At 31.1% G+C, this 19694-nt stretch carries 18 protein-coding genes; 17 read left to right on the forward strand and 1 reads right to left on the reverse strand.

Annotated features, from left to right (window positions below; all coding sequences use genetic code 11):
• Window positions 1-70 precede the first annotated feature (70 nt).
• From L3B96_RS16240 to L3B96_RS16300, 13 genes are all read left to right on the forward strand, one after another.
• On the forward strand, window positions 71-349 hold the full coding sequence (locus L3B96_RS16240; protein WP_012061098.1) for a YaaL family protein: 279 nt from the start codon (window positions 71-73) through the stop codon (window positions 347-349).
• Window positions 350-369: 20 nt separating this feature from the next.
• Window positions 370-639 (forward strand): pro-sigmaK processing inhibitor BofA family protein, encoded by a 270-nt coding sequence (locus tag L3B96_RS16245; protein ID WP_023974900.1) that lies wholly within the window; start codon window positions 370-372, stop codon window positions 637-639.
• A 343-nt stretch (window positions 640-982) separates the two neighbouring features.
• Window positions 983-2257: a CHAP domain-containing protein gene (locus L3B96_RS16250; RefSeq protein WP_041900545.1), complete on the forward strand. Its 1275-nt coding sequence runs from the start codon at window positions 983-985 to the stop codon at window positions 2255-2257.
• 143 nt (window positions 2258-2400) lie between these two features.
• On the forward strand, window positions 2401-4431 hold the full coding sequence (locus L3B96_RS16255) for a M13 family metallopeptidase (RefSeq protein ID WP_238948074.1): 2031 nt from the start codon (window positions 2401-2403) through the stop codon (window positions 4429-4431).
• Window positions 4432-4577: 146 nt separating this feature from the next.
• Entirely contained in the window at window positions 4578-4754 is a 177-nt protein-coding gene (locus L3B96_RS16260) for a hypothetical protein (protein WP_017212276.1), read from the forward strand.
• Window positions 4755-4973: 219 nt separating this feature from the next.
• Window positions 4974-5735, forward strand: coding sequence for a helix-turn-helix transcriptional regulator (locus L3B96_RS16265; RefSeq protein ID WP_238948075.1), 762 nt, complete (start codon window positions 4974-4976; stop codon window positions 5733-5735).
• Window positions 5736-5901: 166 nt separating this feature from the next.
• Window positions 5902-6249 (forward strand): P-II family nitrogen regulator, encoded by a 348-nt coding sequence (locus L3B96_RS16270; RefSeq protein ID WP_012061092.1) that lies wholly within the window; start codon window positions 5902-5904, stop codon window positions 6247-6249.
• 130 nt (window positions 6250-6379) lie between these two features.
• On the forward strand, window positions 6380-7474 hold the full coding sequence (locus L3B96_RS16275; RefSeq protein WP_238948076.1) for a spermidine/putrescine ABC transporter substrate-binding protein: 1095 nt from the start codon (window positions 6380-6382) through the stop codon (window positions 7472-7474).
• A 31-nt stretch (window positions 7475-7505) separates the two neighbouring features.
• A complete protein-coding gene (locus tag L3B96_RS16280; protein WP_238948077.1) occupies window positions 7506-8633 on the forward strand; it encodes an ABC transporter ATP-binding protein in 1128 nt (375 codons plus the stop codon).
• A gap of 12 nt (window positions 8634-8645) precedes the next feature.
• Window positions 8646-9509 (forward strand): ABC transporter permease, encoded by an 864-nt coding sequence (locus L3B96_RS16285; protein WP_238948078.1) that lies wholly within the window; start codon window positions 8646-8648, stop codon window positions 9507-9509.
• Window position 9510: 1 nt separating this feature from the next.
• Window positions 9511-10311: an ABC transporter permease gene (locus tag L3B96_RS16290; protein ID WP_039772956.1), complete on the forward strand. Its 801-nt coding sequence runs from the start codon at window positions 9511-9513 to the stop codon at window positions 10309-10311.
• A 101-nt stretch (window positions 10312-10412) separates the two neighbouring features.
• On the forward strand, window positions 10413-11789 hold the full coding sequence (locus tag L3B96_RS16295) for an amidohydrolase family protein (protein ID WP_343073100.1): 1377 nt from the start codon (window positions 10413-10415) through the stop codon (window positions 11787-11789).
• A 230-nt stretch (window positions 11790-12019) separates the two neighbouring features.
• Window positions 12020-13501 (forward strand): aldehyde dehydrogenase family protein, encoded by a 1482-nt coding sequence (locus L3B96_RS16300; RefSeq protein WP_238948080.1) that lies wholly within the window; start codon window positions 12020-12022, stop codon window positions 13499-13501.
• A 113-nt stretch (window positions 13502-13614) separates the two neighbouring features.
• Here the strand turns inward: L3B96_RS16300 and L3B96_RS16305 are convergent, their stop codons facing one another.
• The gene (locus L3B96_RS16305) at window positions 13615-14367 is read right to left on the reverse strand and encodes a helix-turn-helix transcriptional regulator (protein ID WP_238948081.1); all 753 of its coding nucleotides are present in this window, start codon (window positions 14365-14367) and stop codon (window positions 13615-13617) included.
• A 347-nt stretch (window positions 14368-14714) separates the two neighbouring features.
• Between L3B96_RS16305 and L3B96_RS16310 the strand changes: the two genes are divergently transcribed.
• From L3B96_RS16310 to L3B96_RS16325, 4 genes are all read left to right on the forward strand, one after another.
• Window positions 14715-16070 carry a putrescine aminotransferase gene (locus L3B96_RS16310; protein WP_039772962.1) on the forward strand — a complete coding sequence of 452 codons (1356 nt, stop codon included), beginning with the start codon at window positions 14715-14717 and terminating at the stop codon, window positions 16068-16070.
• A gap of 62 nt (window positions 16071-16132) precedes the next feature.
• Window positions 16133-17128: an iron-containing alcohol dehydrogenase gene (locus tag L3B96_RS16315; RefSeq protein ID WP_238948082.1), complete on the forward strand. Its 996-nt coding sequence runs from the start codon at window positions 16133-16135 to the stop codon at window positions 17126-17128.
• Between the two features lie 666 nt (window positions 17129-17794).
• Window positions 17795-18721, forward strand: a complete 927-nt coding sequence (locus L3B96_RS16320) for an ABC transporter permease (RefSeq protein ID WP_023974890.1) — start codon at window positions 17795-17797, stop codon at window positions 18719-18721.
• Between the two features lie 13 nt (window positions 18722-18734).
• Window positions 18735-19679: an ABC transporter permease gene (locus tag L3B96_RS16325; RefSeq protein WP_012061081.1), complete on the forward strand. Its 945-nt coding sequence runs from the start codon at window positions 18735-18737 to the stop codon at window positions 19677-19679.
• The last annotated feature ends 15 nt before the right edge of the window (window positions 19680-19694 follow it).

Consider the following 19694-nt stretch of genomic DNA (forward strand, 5'->3'; position numbering starts at 1 on the left):
AATCAAATTATGTATATTTTTACCATTGAATGGATAAAATGGTAGTAAGAAGTTTTTTGGAGGGATTTACATGAATAAAAAAAATATTGTAGAGTACCTGATGAACAAGACTAATGACTCAACTATGTATGCTAAGTTATTACATGATATGGAAATTGCAAAAATGGAAATAAATGTGGCTCGTAGCATGTTTAATAATGTTAACGATGACAAATTAATAGAAGTAGCTATTTATTCAGAGAATGTTGCAAGAAAAAGATATGATTACTTATTATCAATAGCAAGAGAAAAGGGGATAAGAGTAGAACATAATTATGTAGTAGAAAATAATGTACGAATTGTTGAATAAATAAAGTGGGGGAGCTAAATATGGAGGGACAATATTTAATATATGGATTAGCAGGGATAATATTATTATTTTTAATGATAAGATTATTAAAATGGCCGATAAAAATACTTATAAATGGTATCATAGGCGTTGTAATATTATATTTAGCTAATTTTATAATTGCAAATCTCGGATTAATAGGCATAAATGTTAATTTTTCGCTGGCGATTAATCCAATTACCGCTTTGATAGCAGGTTTTTTTGGAGTTCCTGGTGTTATTGTTTTGATTATAATAAGGTTATTTCTTTAATTGAGTTTTAGAATTTTCATTTAGAGAATTTTGACATTGCAAAATTTAATAATTGTTCAAAGATTGTCTGTATTTAGAAATATAAAAAGTTCATTATGTTTCTAAATACAGATTTTGTTATTTTTAATTATAATTATGTTTGTTAATTAAGTGATTTTGAGTTAATATTTAATGTATAAGGATTAAAATTCCTAGAGTATTATTTATTTTCCAAGGGGGGACTCTTTTAACTTATTGAGATTAGTTTTATATTGAAATTAATATAGTAATTTTTTATGTATAAACAATAAAAGAGTATATTATGAGTTACGTATAAGAAATAATTTATGAAGGGGAAAAGAAAGTGAACAAAGAATTTCTTAAAAAGATTATAATAACGGGAATGACAACTCTAATGGTAACAAACATGTGTTATATCTCAGCATCAGCTAAATGGATTAATGATAAGAACAATGGTTGGAGTTGGTTAGATGGAGATATTAAAATTACTGGTTGGAAAGAAATTGATGAAAAGTGGTATTATTTTAATACAGATGGAATAATGAAAACAGGATGGCTTAGTGATAATGGAAAATGGTACAACCTATCTAATAGTGGAGAGATGACTATAGGTTGGAAAAAGGTTGGTGAAAAGTGGTATCACTTTAATAATGATGGGGTAATGAGCATAGGATGGGTAAATGACAATGGCACTTGGTATTATACTAATTTTAGTGGAGAAATGGAAACTGGAACATTAGGCATAAGTGGCAAAGTTTATACTTTCTCTGATAGCGGAGAAATGCTAAATGGTAATACTGAGCAAATAGAAAGTGGATCAGAGAATGTAAATGGTGTAAAGGATGACACGAATTCTCGTATTGCATATGTTGCGACAAATAATGATTCATTAAATGTTCGATCAGATGCATCAACTTCGTCAGATATAATTGACAATATATACAGAGGTGCACAGGTTAAAATTGTTGATGATGAAAAGAATGGATTCTATCCTATAATAATAAATGGAAAAAGGGGATGGGTAAGCTCTAAATGGGTCACGTTTAATAAACCTGAAGATGATACAACAAAGAGTCCAACCTCTTCTAATATACCTAATTCTAGTGTAGATACTCCATCAGTAGATAATAAAAATTCTAATGCGATCAGTAGTTCGCTTAGTGATATAAGGAATACACAGCCAAGTACAGATAATAAGTATTACTATTCTGATGATAATCTTTTTTATAAAGTTAAACTTTCGCCACCATTTTATAGTGGAGGAAAACCGATTAAAGGAAATTGTACATGGTATGCTTGGGGACGCGCTTGGGAAATTACAGGAGTAAAGCCAAGTGATGCAGGATTTATAGGAAATGCCTATGAATGGTGGGACGCAAATCAAAAAAGCGGTAAATACCAGTATGGTTCTCAACCTAGAGTAGGAGCTATTGCAGTTTGGAAATCTAACATGCCTAATTCTGGAGGCGATGGACATGTAGCAATAGTTGAAAAAATAGATGGTGGTAAAATTTATATATCAGAATCAACTTGGAATGGTGTAACTTTTAGGTATAGAGAAATATATGATACCAATTATTTATATGGATATATTTATCTGGACAAGGCAAACCACTAAGAATTTCATAAGCTAAAGGGGCTAGGGAGTAGTTTTTATTAGTGAAACATAATAAATATTATTGCACATGTAATATAAACAGAGGTTAATAGTAAGTTATAAAAGCTAATTATAAAAAGCTATCCTGAAAGAGAGGTGTAGTAATGAAAAAAATTAAAAAGTTAAGTATAGTAGCAAGTATAGTAGCATTTATGCTGGTTGTATCTAATGGATCACATAATGTTGCAATGGCAGAGGAATCATCAGTAACAAACAATAGTCAAGGAGTAAGATTAAATGATGATTTTTATGATGCAGTAAATAGTGATTGGATTAAAAATGCTAAAATTGAAGATGGAAAATCTACTGCGTCTACTTTTGATGATGTTGAGAATAAAGTAACAGAACAAATCAAAGATATAATTAACAATTTGTTGATTAATAAGGATGCGTATAAAGAAAATAGTGATGAGAAGAAAATAATAAATATTTACAATAATACTTTAAATATAGAAGCAAGAAATAGAGAAGGGATAAAACCAGTAAAGGAAAATTTAGATGAAATTAAATCAATTGGAACAATAGATGATATTACTAAGCTCTGGAAGGATAAGAGGATATTAAACTCAACAATAAAGTTTTCTGTAGAAAAAGATATAAAAGATGTGAAAACAAATATACTTTATATAAGTCCTATTGCGCTTAGTTTAGGGGATTCAGATGAATATACTAATCCAACAGAGAATAGCAAAAAAGAGCGTAAGTTAACGGAAGATTATTATAATAAAATATTGATGTTAAGTGGATATACTCAACAAGAATCTCAGAAAAAAGTTGATGATATGTTTAAATTTGAAGAAATGGTAGCTCCGTATATTAAAGGAAAAAAGGAAAAGGCTACAACTAAGAATTTGATTGATGAACAATATAATGTATATACAGTAGCAGAATTAAATAATTTAGCTCCTAATTTAAATCTACCAGAAATTATGAATTATATGGGAATAGACAAAGCTAATAAGATTATTTTAGAAGATCCAGAATGGTTGAAAGCATTTAATAAATTATATAATCAAGAAAATGTACCTCTCATTAAAAATTATATTGAAATAGTTAATTTACTATATGCATCAAATTATTTAAGTGAGGATTTTGAAAATGCCAATAAAGAATACGCAAGTAATATGCTAGGCATAACTGGTAATGTATCAAAAGAGGAAGAGGCCGTTGATAATGTAAATTCTATGATGGGAATGGCTATTGGAAGACTTTATTCTGAAAAATATGTTCCTGAAAAGACTAAAAAAGATGTAGAGTCCATAACAAAGGATATTATAGCAGTTTACAAAAAGAGAATTGATAATCTTGATTGGATGAGTAGTCAAACTAAAAAAAATGCTATTGATAAGCTAGATAAGTTAAAGATAAAGATAGCGTATCCTGACAGTTGGAATGATTATTCAAAGTTAGATATTAAATCATACGAAGAAGGTGGATCACTTTTCCAAAATGCAATGACACTTAGAATATTTGAGCGTGATAAGATGTTTAATAAAATAAACAAACTAGTGGATAAAGATGAAGATCAGTTTAAACCTCAAACAGTCAATGCTTTTTATAGTGCAACAGAAAATTCAATTATTATACCAGGCGGAATAATTCAAGGCCATTTTTATGATGTAAATACACCTAAGGAAGTTAATTTAGGCGGAATTGGAGTTATTATTGGTCATGAAATTAGCCATGCCTTTGATAATACTGGAGCTCAATATGATTCTGATGGTAACCTTAATAATTGGTGGACCGAAGAGGATTATAAAGAATTCATGCAAAAAACTCAAAAGGTTGCAAATTTTTATAGTCAGATTGAAGCAATGCCTGGTGAAAAGTTAGATGGCAATCTTACTGTGGGAGAAAATATTGCAGATATAGGTGGAGTATCCTGTCTTTTAGATATACTAGGCGAAATGAATAATGCAAATTATAAAGCGTTTTTTGAAAGTTATGCAGTTACTTGGAGACAGATAACAACAAAGGAATATGCAACATATGCATTAATCATAGATGTTCACTCTCCTAATAAGGTTAGAGTAAATGCAGTCCTACCACAATTTCAAAAGTTCTATGACACATATGGAATTACTGAAAAAGATGGTATGTATGTTAAGCCGGGGGATAGAATAGGGATTTGGTAAATGATATCTTATATGTTTTAAGTGAAAAAGTAGGTAGCTTTTCAAAAAAGCTATCTATTTATTTATTAATGGCTTATAATTTGACATTCATTAATTTTGAGTTAATAATAATGTAAGTATAAAGTTAAAGGAGTAGTGATACTATTATGCCAGCAGGAAATGGAGTAAATTGCGGAGATTGTGGAGAGCTAAAGCAAGGAAGATGTAATGGAAAGGATCTGACTTGTTTATGTTATAAGTGCCCAAGAAAATTAGCACAATGTATGTGTGTTAAATATTGTAGAGAAACTGAATCAGTATTATATTTTGATGAAGATAATTAAAATATAACTTTATAATTACTTTAAATGTACTCCTAAAGGAGTATGTTTAGTATAAAAAATAATCAAATGATAATGTTGAAAGGCGAATAGTGAAAGAGTAAAATAATGTATAAGTAAATTGATATGTGCAAAGAGGCATATGTAAATATCTCATTAAGAGAATTACATATGCCTCTTATTTTATATTATTTAATATTTTAGGAAAGGAAGTTTTAGCAAATGCGTAGTTTAGAAACAAATGATTGGATGGTTATTAACAATATAGTATATCAGATTAATTCTATTGAGAATTCTACTACTATGCGAAAAAATTTCCTTACTCAGATGGCTTTAGTTTTAGATTTTGATAGTGCTGATTTTTATATTGCATCAGAATTAAATAGCCATACATTGGTTAAACCAGTATTTTACAATTACAAGCCTAGAGCAGATGAAAATTACATGGACAAGTATGACGGTATAGATTATAGCAGGGGATTAATGTTTGGTGGTAAAAGTAAAGTATATAGAGAAAGTGATATTATTTCGGAGAAAAAGAGAGTAGAGACGGAATACTATAAAAAGTACTTTGAACCTAACAATTGGCATCATACACTAAATATGATATTGGCACACAAAAATCAGTTTGTTGGTGTAGTATGTTTCTTTAGAATAAAAGGAAAAGAGGATTTTATATATGAGGATTCTTTTGTACTTGATATTATTAAAGAACATTTAGCCTTTAGGTTATATCATGATCTAAATAATAATTCCATGGGTGGAGAAAAAATATCTATTTCCCAGTGTGTAGATACTTGTGGATTAACCAAAAGGGAAGAAGCTGTGTTATGTGAACTAATGAATGGATTAGAGAACAGTGAGATTAGCAATAAATTATGCATTACAAATAATACATTAAAGAAACATGTACTTAATATATATAGAAAGCTAGGTATTAAGAATAGAGTTCAGCTATTTAAGATGGTTAAAGAAAGAGGATGAGAATACTACTTTAGGGGTATCTATATATTAAAAAGGATAATTAAAATGGTGTTTTTGGTGAATTGTTATAAAAAGATTTTGATAGTATATTATTCACAAGAAGTAGTGAAATAGTTGTTTAGATGGAAGTTTGTATATAATTTTGCAATTAGGGAGGAGAGAGGTTATGAAAGAAATAGTATTAATTATAAGACCGGAAAAATTAGAAATTATTAAAAGTATTTTGGATGAATACCACTGTGGTGGAATGACAATATCAACTGCAATGGGATGTGGAACTCAAAGAGGCTCGCTAGAAGGTGTAAATGAGATTAAGGGTTTAAAAACAAATATAAATTTATTACCCAAAATTAAAGTCGAGGCAGTAGTAGAGGACAATATAATAGAAGATATTATCTTATCGGTAATAGACAAGGTAGGAACTGGTAATGTTGGAGACGGAAAAATTTTCGTTAGAAATATAGAACAAGTTGTTCGTATTAGGACAGGTGAAAGAGGAAGTAAGGCTTTATAATCATAAATATTTAGATGCAAGGGTGCATAAAGGTATGAATATCTTTATGCACTTTTTTGTTTTAGCTCATGATAGAAGAGTTAGGAAATTATAAGCATAAAAGCTATTTTTATTTAGAGGAGTGATTTAGATGATAAAAGGTATATTAAAGAAACTTATATTAAGTATAACAATAGGATGCATGGTAACAATGAGTTTATCTGGCTGTGGTTCAAATACTCAATCAACTTCTAATGGAAGTACAGGTGAAAATTCTGGTGAAAGTAAGGAATTAAATGTTATCTGCTGGTCCGAATATCTACCTGATGACGTCCTAAAAGGTTTTGAAGAAAAGTATGGAGTTACAGTTAATATGACTACATTTACTGATCCAGATGAAATGCTTGCAAAAGTTAAATCAGGAAGTAAAGGGACATATGATATGATTATTGGCCCGGCTCAAGATATTAATATACTAAAATCTCAAGATTTGATTCAAAAATTAGATACAAGTAAAATAGAGAACTTCAAAAATATTGATGAGCAATATTTACATGAAGCAAATGATCCTAAAAATGAATACAGTATTCCTTATTTGGGTACAAGCATATTAATCGCAGTTAATACAGATAAAATTAAGGATAATATAAAATCATATAAAGATTTATTGAATCCTAAGTATAAAGATACTATGGTTGTTGTTGAGGATGCCAGACCAATAGTCGGGATTGGATTAATGACAAATGGATATAAGATAAATGATACAAGCGATGAAGGATTAAAGAAAGCAGAGGACTTTTTAACACAATTGAAACCAAATATTCATGCATTCAACGGTGATAGTCCAAAAACATTATTATTAAATGGTGAGTGTTCATTAGGCCTTGTTTATGGAGGGGAATGCGCTTTAGCAGCTAAGGAGAATCCGGCAATTAAAGTAGTTTATCCAGAAGAAGGCATTTATTTCACATTTGATATGATGATGAAAGTTAACGGAGCTAAGAATTCTGAGAATGCAGACTTACTAATGAACTATATATTAGATCCAGAAGTAAGTGCTACTATTTCAAAGACTTTCCCATATGTAAATCCAAACAAAGCAGCTAAAGATATTCTAGGAGACGACTTTAAAAATAATAATATTATGAATATCCCAGAGGCTGAAATGAAGAAAAGTCAGGGTTTACAAGATATTGGAGAAAATGTATCAAAAATAACTGACTTATGGACTAAGTTTAAAGTATAAGGGTGAAAAATAAGACTTTGGAGGGGATTAAATGTCTGAGGTTATCGTGAAAATAGATAATATAAATAAAAAATACGGAGATAATCATGTAGTTAGAGATCTATTTATTGACATAAAAAAAGGTGAATTTTTAACTATGCTTGGCCCCTCAGGTTGTGGTAAAACTACAACCTTGAGGATGATAGCAGGCTTTGAAACACCTACTAGTGGAAGCATTTATATTGAGGGTGAAGAGGTTCAAAACTCTGAACCTTATGAGAGAGAAGTAAATACAGTTTTCCAAAACTATGCACTATTTCCTCATATGACTATTTATGATAATTTAGCTTTTGGATTATCAGTCAAGAAAGTTAACAAAGCAGAAATTAAACAGCGTGTTACAGAAATTCTCGAGCTAGTGCAGCTAGTGGGATTTGAAAATAGAAAACCAGATCAATTATCAGGTGGACAAAAACAAAGGGTTGCAATAGGAAGAGCCCTTATAAATAGACCAAAGGTTTTGCTGCTAGATGAACCTTTAGGAGCTTTGGATTTAAAATTAAGAAAGCAAATGCAATTTGAATTGAAGCGTCTCCAAAAAAAGTTGGGAATTACATTTGTTTATGTCACTCATGATCAAGAGGAAGCACTTACAATGAGTGATAGAATTGCAATTATGTATGGAGGAGATTTAGAGCAAATAGGAACACCAAAGGAAATATATGAAAAGCCAAAATCTAAATTTGTGGCAGATTTTATTGGAGAATCAAATATTTTTTATGGAGTTGCTAATAAGTTAGAGAATGATTTATCAAGAGTAAAATTAGAAAATGGAGATGCTATAGTATTGGATTCTCAGGTTATGGATAATGAAATAATTTATGTTCTAGTAAGGCCTGAAAATATAAGATTATCTAAGGAACCGATAGAAGGATTTACTCTCGTAGGAAAAGTAAAAGAGCATGTTTATATTGGGAATGTTAATAAAACAATAATTATGCTTCCAACAGGAATGGAGATAAAGATGAATACTACTCCAAAAGTGGAATTACTACCAATAGGTTCAGAAGTATATGTGTATTGGGAAAAGGAAGATGCAGTTGTTATTAAATCACAAAGCCAAGAAGTCTTCAATGTTGTAGATAATCCCGTATTTACAGTAGAGAACCAAACAAAATAAGGAGGTGCTTAAATGAAAAGTAAAAAGAAAATAAACATGCCTCTTATAACCAGAGTTGGTCCAGTTTCAGCATGGATGATTTTGCTAGTAGCTATTCCATTTATTTATGTCTTTGCTATGAGTTTTATGAATAAAGGAACTTATGGTGGGGTTGTTATTGGATTCACTCTAAATAATTTTATACAGGTATTCGATCCGTTATATTTAAAGGTTTTTGGTGAATCATTTTTGATTTCGGCTTTTACGACTATAATTTGTATAGTAATTGCATATCCATTTACTTACTTTATAGCCCAAAAAACTACTATAAAGAAGACTGTTTTTATGGCTATGGTAATAGTCCCTTTCTTAGTAAGTTCATTAATTAGACTTTTTGGATGGATAAATTTACTACGTAAGGATGGGATTATTAATTCACTATTGTTGAAATTAGGATTGATTAATGAACCACTTCAATTAGTATACAATACAACTGGTGTTATGATAGGCCTAGTATATATGTTACTGCCATTTATGATCTTGCCTTTATACAGCTCAATTGAAAAATTAGATAAATCGCTATTAGAAGCTTGTAGTGATTTAGGATCAAAACCTATTACTTCTTTTATAAAAGTTACCTTACCACTTACGATGCCGGGAATATTTGCAGGCAGTATTCTAGTATTTATTCCTTCGCTAGGATATTTCTTTGTTACTGACTTACTTGGAGGAAGTAAAACTCAAGTAATTGGTAATGTTATTAGAACTCAATTTATAACCGCCAGGAATTGGCCACTCGGATCAGCAATTTCAATATTTTTAATTGTAATTACTCTGGTACTTGTATGGTTATACCAAAAATCAGGTGGTAATATGGACGACTTAGGAGGTATGTAAAATGACAAAGATGCAGAAAAAGAATATATCTAGAATATTTAAAAATATTTATATTTATCTTGTTTTCTTATTTTTATATCTTCCTATCTTTTATGTAATTATTTTTTCATTTAATACTTCAAAGTTAAATATTACTTTCGAAAATTTCACTTTTCAATGGTATGGGACCTTCTTCAAAAATAGAACTTTAATGGAGGCGCTTTCAAATACTTTGATTATTGGGATTATAAGTACTATTATTTCAACTATTATAGGAACTATTGGTGCTATAGGGCTAAGTAAATACAGATTTAGAGGAAGAGATGTAATAGATAAATTATTATACATCCCTATAGTAATTCCAGAAGTAGTGCTTGGTATTGCTCTACTTTCAATATATTCAGTTCTTAGTATTCCTTTAGGATTAATTAGTATTACTTTATCTCACATTACTTTCAGTATTCCTTTTGTTGTAATAACAGTAAGAGCAAGACTTGCCGGATTTGATAAATATCTTGAAGAAGCAGCTATGGATTTAGGTGCAAATAGGATTGTGACTTTCTGGAGAGTAACGTTACCGCTCATAATGCCAGGAGTTTTGTCTGGTGCTATGCTGGCATTTTCATTATCTATTGATGATGTTGTAATTAGCTTCTTTACAGCTGGACCAGGAAGTACAACACTTCCACTTAAAATTTTCTCTATGGTAAAGACTGGAGTAACACCAGAAGTAAATGCTTTATCCACAGTAATAATGGTTATAACTATTATAATTATAGCTTTAAATACTGCATTTCAAGTTAGGAAGCTTAAGTCACAATAAGAGAATAGTGGAACAGAATGTTTGTCTGTTATTTATTTTCATGTTCATAAAGATAATAAGGCATAAAGGTTTACTAACTTGAATAAGAGGGTGAGTTAATGATTAAATACGATGTTGTTATTAAGAATGGAACCATAATAGATCCAGAGCGAAAAAAGAGCACTATTGCTAATATTGGAATCCTGAATGGAAAAATAAAAGCTATAACAAGAGAAGATATGGAAGGTAACATTGAATTAGATGTAAGAGGTAAAATAGTATGTCCAGGTATTATAGATATTCATGCTCATGTAGAGGGGGATTTAGATTGTGCTAGAGTGCTAGCAGCCATGGGAGTTACTACAGTATACAATGGTAATTGTGGAATGTCTCCAGAAAATATTAAGGAATTCTACAATAAGTATGATAGTTTTTTAATCAATCAAATAGAACAAATTGGACATACTACTCTGAGAGAACAAGTTGGGGTTACTGATAGATATAAATCATCCAGCGATGAAGAAATTGAAAAGATGAAGGTTATCCTTGAAGAAGCATTTGAATTTGGAGTCAGCGGATTATCATTCGGACTTGAATATGTTCCTGGAAGCTCAAGGAAGGAAGTATTAGAACTAGCAAAAGTTGCAGCTAAGTATGGAAAGTTAGTATCAATTCATACAAGGTCAGACTCTTATGGTGGCCTTTCTAGCTTAAGAGAAGCTATTGACATAACTAGAAAAACAGGTGCAGCTGTAAATATATCTCATTTAACTTATCAGTTTGGAATGGGAATGGCAACAGAAGCTCTTCATATGATAGAAGAAGCTTTAGCCGAAGGGCTAGATATATCCGTAGATAGCGGATTGTATAGTGGATTTGCGACTTCCATTGGAAGTGCTGTTTTTGATGAAGGCTGCATAGAAAAGTGGGGATGTGATTATAGCAGCTTAATAGCTGGGACTGGTAAATATAAAGGTAAGAGATTAACCAAAGAAATTTATGAAGAACTTAGACGAAATTATCAGGATGATACGGTCATAGGCATGGTGGGAGAGGAATATGAAGTATTTGAAATCCTAGAAAAACCTTATGTAATGGTCTCTACAGATGCGGGAACATTATACGATGCTGGAGTTCCAGGTCATCCCCAAGATGCAGGGACATATCCTAAATTTTTTAAAACTATGGTAAGAGAGCAGCATAGAATCACTTTAATAGATGCTATAAGACGATGCACATATATGCCGGCAAAACGCTTAGGATTAATAAATAAAGGATTTATTGGAGTTGGAGCTGATGCAGATATTTTAATATTTGATGCAAAAATAATAGAAGATAAAGCAGAGTATCCATGCTTTGGAGCCACAGACACAAGGCCAGAAGGCATTGAATATGTTTTTGTAAATGGAGTTATGACAGTAAAAGGGAAAGAAGCATTGGATATAAGTGCAGGGAAAACTATTAAAGATAAGTGTCTTATGTGGAATTGGGAACAATGAGAAGTATGGAATAAACTAATAAGCTCTACCACAAATATTCTTAAGAATAAGTATTCTGTACCATATATATTCTTCAGAATATGCTTAAAAAATCGGGAGCTACAGATATTTTATTAGAATTTGAAATTAATTGTTAATAGAAATTAATCTGTGAAATTCACAGCAAAATAAATTGTTGGCAAAAATAAGTTGAGAGATTTTATATTAATTAAATGAGAGGAAGAGATATTATGGAAATTAAAAAGATGTACATCAATGGTGAATGGGTAGAAGCTATTTCTAAAAAAACGAGAGATGTAATAAATCCGGCTAATGGACAAGTAATTGCAAAGACAACAGAAGGTGGGATTGAGGATACTAAGCTAGCAATTGCAGCTGCAAAAGAATCTTTTTATGGAAAAGGTGAATGGAGGAGAATGAATGCACAAGCTCGTGCTGATATTCTTTTACAAATTGCAGATAAGATAGCAGAAAAAAGAGATAAATTTGCAATGCTCGATACAATAGATAATGGAAAGCCTCTTCGCGAGGCTGAGGGGGATGTTGATGATGGAATTCACTGCTTTAGATATTATTCAGGATTAATTACTAAACCATATGGCGGAGTTTATGATGTAAATGATGGCTTTGGACAAATGCATTCATATACAGTGCATGAACCAGTGGGAGTTTGCGGACAGATTACTCCTTGGAACTATCCATTTTTAATGGCTGTTTGGAAGATTGCACCGGCAATCGCAGCAGGAAACAGCGTCGTATTTAAACCTAGCTCAAATACTCCGTTATCAACAATTGCCTTATTTGAAATATTTGATGAAATAGGACTTCCAAAAGGATGTGTCAATCTAGTGTTAGGTTCAGGTGGAACTGTAGGGCAGGAAATAGCTGAAAGCAATGATGTAGACATGGTTACTTTCACAGGAAGCACAGAAGTAGGACAAAGTATTGCAAGAGCTGCTGTAGGAAACCTTAAAAAAGTTGGCCTAGAACTTGGGGGGAAATCACCAAATATTATTTTTGCAGATGCGGACTTTGAAGGAGCAGTTGAATGGGCCATGGTTGGTATATTCTTTAATCAAGGTGAAGTTTGTTCAGCAGGTTCACGAATTATTATTGAGGAATCAATTAAAGATAAGTTTGTCGCACGTCTTTCAGAAAAGGCTAATGCAATGACTATAGGTAATCCAGTAAATAATCCTGACATGGGACCATTAGTTTCGAAAGAGCATATGGAAACAGTTTTAAAATATATTGAGATAGGTAAAAAAGAAGGTGCAACTTTAGTTTGCGGTGGCGAAAGATATATTGAGAGAGAATGTGCAGAGGGATATTATGTAAGACCAACTATATTTGATAACTGCACTTCAGATATGACAATTGCAAAAGAAGAAATCTTTGGACCAGTTGTAACAATTCAAACATTTAAAACAGAAGAGGAAGCTATAGCCTTAGCTAATGACACCGTATATGGTTTGGCAGGAGCAGTATTTACATCAGATGGAACCAGAGCATTAAAAGTAATAAAGGAAATTAGAGCAGGTATCACATGGATTAATTGTTATAATCCAACCTTCAACGAAGCACCATGGGGAGGATATAAAATGAGTGGATATGGTAGAGAACTAGGTGTCCACGGCTTAGAAGAATACCAGGAAATAAAGCAAATAAACATCAATTTAACACCAGGACCAATTGGTTGGTACGAACACTAAATTTGGTATAAAAATACTTGCAGTTTTATGATATTTTAAGTTTGCTGCTAAGCAACAGAAATTAAATATATGTATTCTATTTCGGTTGCTAGCGCCTCACTTTAAGTATTCAGTTATTCTCTAAATTTTAATAAGCTCCATTTAGTAGACACATTGAATTTGCGGTATAAATTCTGAATGTGTTTTTTTAGTGTATATCCACTTATATAAAGTTTGCTTGCAATTTCATCATTATTCATATCCTGAAAAATTAATTGTAAAACTTCTACTTCACGATTCGTTAAATTATACTTCGAGGCTAGATTTGCCATAGAGAAAGATATATTGGAAGAATTTTTTGAATCCTTTGTATAATATTCATAAAAGCGAAGATTGAGATGATCGCTAAAGGCCTTTACAATGAACATCTCATCGGAGGTAAAATCTCCTTCTTCTCGTTTACGATAAATTGTGAGAACTCCTAAAAATAAATCATTATATACGAGATTTAATTGTAATGAGTAATGAAGCCTAAATGGCTCGTAGCATTTCTTATATAGTACTGTTTTCACTCTCTCTTCTTCAGGCATTAAATCGCTTTCACGAATAAGTAGGCATTGTCCGCTCAACATTACCCAACGAGTATAATCTTCATCTTCATTTAAAAGGTAATTTTTTTCAGTATCTGAGTAAATCTCAGGGACACAGATGGGATCACATACCAAGTTCTTCGAATTAGTATGGTCAGCCATTAAAATACTGGAGGCTGTATTAGGAATTAACATTTTTAGTAGGTTCAAAAATGTTATTTTCATTGTATCAAAATCCGGAATGCTATATATCTGATAAATTATATTATTTATTAATAGAAATTCATTATTTTGCATATAGATACCTTCCATAACTATATATTACTAATATTTATATCTGCACAAATATTCTATAAATATGCGAGATTATTAAAGGTATTTTACCATAAATTACATAAATTGTACATGCGGTTATAATACTTAAAAATTATTGTAAGTATATACTAACAAGGAAAGAAGATACTTATAAAGTAGTATACGTACTTCTAAAATAATGCAATAACCATACATTGAGAGAATTGTTTTAACTAGGGCATTTGATTTATAATAATATCAATAAAGAAAATAGATTAAATACAACGACGTATTACTGATTTAAAATCATTGTAATGCGTCGTTTTAATTTTAGAAAGGGAGTAATTATTATGGCACAAAGAGAACAAATTATTGAAGATTTAAACAGAGTTATAGGATATATAAAAAGCGATGGATTAACAAATGAGGAAAAAGAATCAATTACAAAGGATACAATAAATTATTTTGATAACTATGTAAGTCCAGGATGGCTTAAATACAGAAAATCAGTATCAACAAATGCAGCAGTTGTAGAATGGACAGATCAGGGAGCATATTGCACAGGATTATATGGAGAAGAATTTATAGATTGTCTAGGTGGATTTGGAATTTATACATGTGGGCATAGAAATGAGGAAATACTTGATGTTGTAAAAGCACAGCTCGATCATCAAGCATTACATTCACAAGAATTATTAGATCCATTAAGAGGATATCTTGCAAAAGCAGTTGCTGAAATTACGCCGGGAGATTTAGAATATTGCTTTTTCACTAATGGAGGAGCAGAAGCAGTAGAAATGGCATTAAAGCTTGCAAGAATTGCAACAGGTGGAAGATGGTACATTTCAACAGTAGGAGCGTTTCATGGTAAATCAATGGGAGCTATTTCAATGGGGGGGAAGAGCACGTACAGAGTGCCGTATACACCAATGGTACAGCAAGTTCAACACGTTGAATATGGAAATGCAGAAGATATAAGGAAAGCTATAAGTAATCTATATGCAGTAGGCGAGAAAGTTGCAGCTGTTATATTAGAGCCAATACAAGGTGAAGCAGGGATTATCATTCCACCAGAAGGTTATTTACAAGAAGTTCGTGAAATATGCGATGAATATGGAGTTGCTCTAATATTTGATGAAATTCAAACTGGGATGGGTAGGACTGGAACAATGTGGAGGTGTGAAGCAGAAGGTGTAACTCCTGATATCATGACTTTTGGTAAGGCGTTTGGTGGAGGAATAATGCCAATAACAGGTATTATATGCAGACCTAAAATGTGGACAGAAGAATTAGTGGACAATCCATGGCTTTTAGGATCACCAACTTTTGGAGGAAATCCAGTTTGCTGTTCAGCAGCGCTTGCTACAATAAAATATATGCTAGAAAATGATGTTCCAGGACAATGTAAAGAAAAAGGCGAATATTTAAAGTCAGGGTTAGAAATGTTATGGAAGAAGTATCCTACAGTTATAAATGAGGTAAGAGGTACTGGACTTATGTTAGCTGTAGAGTTTCGTGAAAGTGATATAGGATACTCTGTCGCTAAGGGGTTATTTAAAAGAGGAGTTATGACTGCAGGAACATTAGTAAATGCTAAATGCATCCGTTTTGAACCGGCAGCTGTTATTTCAAAAAAAGATATGGATAATGTTATTGAGAGAATGGATGCAGCATTGGAAGATACAAAAAAGGAATTTAATATTTAGAAGTAAAGATGCTATATATCAATGTATATAGCATTTTTTTCATGATAAGGAGATATGTGCTTATGAGACAATTAATGCTAGGTCCTGTGATATATAAATATAATGATTGTAAAACTTTTTGTAAGGAATTTCACATAGGCAAAGATGATCTGATAATTACAGGAAAAGAAATATATAATAATTGCTTGAAATTTAATGTAAATGAGGCAGCAGTTCTGTTTAAAGAGAACTATGGAATTGGAAATATGTCTGAGGATATCGTTGAGAGTATGTATGAACATGTTAGAAGAATATCTCATGAAAGGATTATTGCTATTGGCGAGAAATGTATTTTAGAGATCGGAAAATTATTTTCCTTAACAAATATTTCTCCGGTTGTAGATTTATACAATAATAAGTTAGAAATAATTAAAGAAAAAGAATTAGTATTAGTTCCAACTAAACTTGGTATCGGAAGTGAAGTAAATAATGTTTCTGCATTAGAATTAAAAGAAAATAATATGAAAGTAAGCCTTGTTGCAGATGAATTATATGCTGATAGTACAGTTATGATAACAGAATTACTAAGCAAATTACCACTAGACCTGCTTATAAGTAGCTCTATAAATGCATTAATTCATGCCATTGAATCATATTTATCTCCCAGAGCAACTGAATATACTAGGCTTTTTTCTTTAAAAGCTGTTGAAATAATATTTAGAAGCTATAAAAATATTATAAACAAGGAAATGGTTATGAGTAGTCAGACAGTAGATGATTTTCTTTTAGCAGGCAATTATTCAGAAATTGCTTTTGCAAATACAGGCGGGGATGATTTAGATGTAATTAAGCAGGAATTAAGAAAAAAAGATAATACAGTTACGTATGGAGAAGCTAATTATATTAAGTTTATGGAAATGCTCAAATCTTATCAGCGGATATATCCTGATAGTGACATCATAATATTGAATGGATTTTTTGCAAATTTGTTAGAGTGCAATACTAGCGAAGTGTTTGAACAAGTAGAAAATCTATTATGCAAACTAATTGTAAAAAGTTCATCAAGTAAGAGGCGATAGATTAAATATAGAAGAAACAAATATAAATTATAGAAATTTATAAAATTAAGTAAAAGACAAAAGGTCTTAATGATAATAACAATTTAAATCTATAAATAAATTAGGATAATCATATGAATACTATTTTACATCAGATTATGATATCAAAAAAATATGGAGTTTAGTAAAAATGCTCTGTATTTTCAAAGATATAAAGAAATTATAATTGGAATAATAAGTTATAGCTTTGCGCTAGAAAGAATATAATATTGATCATTAGAAACTAGTTAAAATAACGAATATTTAGATTTATAATGCATATATTTAGTTCATCATAATGGTAATATTTTATGAAATTTACATAGAGTTGATATTATCTATTTCAAATATAATGTTGACATTTTTAGAGAATGAGATTATTATTATAGTATTATATTGAGAATAAATTAAATTTTATGGAGTAAAAATTAAATATTGATAAATAGATAACAACGGAGTTATTAGACATTTAAGTTTTGTTTAATGACTCCATTGCCATAATATATTGAAATTTTTAAGCGAATGTGGAAGCGCTTCCAAGAAAACAGAAAATATTTAAAATTTTATTAAAAATTTTAAATATTCATACAGAATTTCCAAATATTAAAAAATAAATTATATAAAATAAAAAAAGAAGGAGAGAAATACATGTTAAAATATATTGGAAAAAGATTTCTTATAAGCCTTGTAACGATATGGGCTATAATCACAATAGTATTTTTTCTAATGAGACTTATGCCGGGGGGACCATTTGATGGTGAAAAGTTAACGCCACAAATTAAGGCAAATATGGAAGCTAAATATGGAATGGATAAGCCAGTATTAGAGCAATATGGGATGTACATGAAGAATTTAGTTCAAGGAGATTTTGGCGAATCAATGACTTTTAAGGGAAGAAGCGTTACAGATACTATAGCTAAATCTTTTCCAGCATCTGCAAAAATTGGAGGCGTAGCAGTAGGAATGGCCGTGATAACAGGTATAATTCTTGGAGTGCTTGCAGCTCTTAAAAATGGAAAATGGCCGGATAAATTAATAGTGTTCATTTCTACATTATGCATAACTATACCAAGTTTTGTAATAGGTGCGGTTTTAATATATGTACTAGCAGTTCAGTTAGGGTTATTACCAGCGACTGGATTTGGAGAATGGGAGAATTATGTAATGCCATGTATGGCACTAGCAGCAGCACCATTATCATTTATCACAAGACTTACAAGAAGTAAATTAATAGATGTATTGAAAGCTGATTATATAAGAACTGCGAAAGCAAAAGGCTTAAGCAAAACTACAATTATATTCAAACATGCATTGAGAAATTCTTTGATACCAATAGTTACATATATTGGACCATTAATAGCAAGCATATTAACAGGAAGTTTTGTAACAGAAAAGATTTTTGCGATTCCAGGGCTTGGAAATGAATTCGTACAGTCAGTTACAAATAGAGATTACAGTATGCTGCTTGGAGTAACTATATTCTATGGAACAATGTTAGTATTTTTTGCTTTCTTTGTAGATGTAATATACGTATTAATTGATCCAAGAATAAAACTACAAGATGCAGAAGTTTAGGGAGGAAGAGAAGATGGAAAATGGATTAAAAGTTAAAAAGGATTTATTTACTCCTCTAAGCGAAGAAGAAAAGAAAATTGAGGTATCAGTAAGACCAAGTATTAGTTATTGGAAAGATGCTTGGATGAGATTGAAAAAAGATAAGTTTGCTATAATATCACTTGTTGTAATAGTAGCTGTAATCCTTGGAGCTATATTTGTTCCATGGTTATCTAAATACAATTATGCAGCAAATGATTTATCATCAACATATTTGAAACCTTCGGCAGAGCATTGGTTTGGAACAGACAATCTTGGAAGAGATTTGTTCGTTAGAAACTTTTATGGAGCAAGATATTCACTTCTTATTGCGGTTTTAGCGGCAGTTATTAATTTAGTAATAGGAGTATTTTATGGTGGAATAGCTGGTTTCTTTGGTGGAAAAGTAGATGCTATATTAATGAGAATAGTTGATATCATATATGCAATTCCGTTAACTATATATGTAATAATATTTATGGCTATTTTAAACAAGCCAGGTTCAGGCGGAAGTGGGCTTCTTACAATAGTAATAGCACTTTCTATATCGTATTGGATTGGAATGGCTAGAATAGTTAGAGGAGATATACTTCAATTAAAGCAACAAGAATTTGTTCTTGCAGCAAAATCATTAGGTGCATCAAATGCAAGAATATTAATAAGGCATTTAATACCTAACTGTATAGGGTCAATAATGGTTACATTAACACTATTAATTCCTGAAGCAGTATTTACTGAAGCATTTTTGAGTTTTATCGGTCTTGGAATAGCTGCTCCAAGAGCATCTCTTGGAACTTTAGCAAATGAAGCAATGGTTGGTATTTATACATATCCGTATCAATTAATATTTCCAGCAGCGATGATTTGTATAATTATATTAGCGTTTAACCTTTTTGGTGATGGATTGAGCCAAGCATTAGATCCTAAGAACAAGAGATAGGAGGAAGAAAGAGTA

Source organism: Clostridium sp. YIM B02569 (genome assembly GCF_022320765.1).
GTDB classification, from domain to species: Bacteria; Bacillota; Clostridia; order Clostridiales; family Clostridiaceae; genus Clostridium; species Clostridium beijerinckii.

What these genes read in the sequence shown, in the direction of transcription:
- L3B96_RS16240 (WP_012061098.1), top strand. Translation starts at nt 71, where the DNA reads ATGAATAAAAAAAATATTGTAGAGTACCTGATGAACAAGACTAATGAC.
- L3B96_RS16245 (WP_023974900.1), top strand. Translation starts at nt 370, where the DNA reads ATGGAGGGACAATATTTAATATATGGATTAGCAGGGATAATATTATTA.
- L3B96_RS16255 (WP_238948074.1), top strand. Translation starts at nt 2,401, where the DNA reads ATGAAAAAAATTAAAAAGTTAAGTATAGTAGCAAGTATAGTAGCATTT.
- L3B96_RS16260 (WP_017212276.1), top strand. Translation starts at nt 4,578, where the DNA reads ATGCCAGCAGGAAATGGAGTAAATTGCGGAGATTGTGGAGAGCTAAAG.
- L3B96_RS16265 (WP_238948075.1), top strand. Translation starts at nt 4,974, where the DNA reads ATGCGTAGTTTAGAAACAAATGATTGGATGGTTATTAACAATATAGTA.
- L3B96_RS16270 (WP_012061092.1), top strand. Translation starts at nt 5,902, where the DNA reads ATGAAAGAAATAGTATTAATTATAAGACCGGAAAAATTAGAAATTATT.
- L3B96_RS16275 (WP_238948076.1), top strand. Translation starts at nt 6,380, where the DNA reads ATGATAAAAGGTATATTAAAGAAACTTATATTAAGTATAACAATAGGA.
- L3B96_RS16280 (WP_238948077.1), top strand. Translation starts at nt 7,506, where the DNA reads ATGTCTGAGGTTATCGTGAAAATAGATAATATAAATAAAAAATACGGA.
- L3B96_RS16285 (WP_238948078.1), top strand. Translation starts at nt 8,646, where the DNA reads ATGAAAAGTAAAAAGAAAATAAACATGCCTCTTATAACCAGAGTTGGT.
- L3B96_RS16290 (WP_039772956.1), top strand. Translation starts at nt 9,511, where the DNA reads ATGACAAAGATGCAGAAAAAGAATATATCTAGAATATTTAAAAATATT.
- L3B96_RS16300 (WP_238948080.1), top strand. Translation starts at nt 12,020, where the DNA reads ATGGAAATTAAAAAGATGTACATCAATGGTGAATGGGTAGAAGCTATT.
- L3B96_RS16305 (WP_238948081.1), bottom strand. Translation starts at nt 14,367, where the DNA reads ATGCAAAATAATGAATTTCTATTAATAAATAATATAATTTATCAGATA.
- L3B96_RS16310 (WP_039772962.1), top strand. Translation starts at nt 14,715, where the DNA reads ATGGCACAAAGAGAACAAATTATTGAAGATTTAAACAGAGTTATAGGA.
- L3B96_RS16315 (WP_238948082.1), top strand. Translation starts at nt 16,133, where the DNA reads ATGAGACAATTAATGCTAGGTCCTGTGATATATAAATATAATGATTGT.
- L3B96_RS16320 (WP_023974890.1), top strand. Translation starts at nt 17,795, where the DNA reads ATGTTAAAATATATTGGAAAAAGATTTCTTATAAGCCTTGTAACGATA.
- L3B96_RS16325 (WP_012061081.1), top strand. Translation starts at nt 18,735, where the DNA reads ATGGAAAATGGATTAAAAGTTAAAAAGGATTTATTTACTCCTCTAAGC.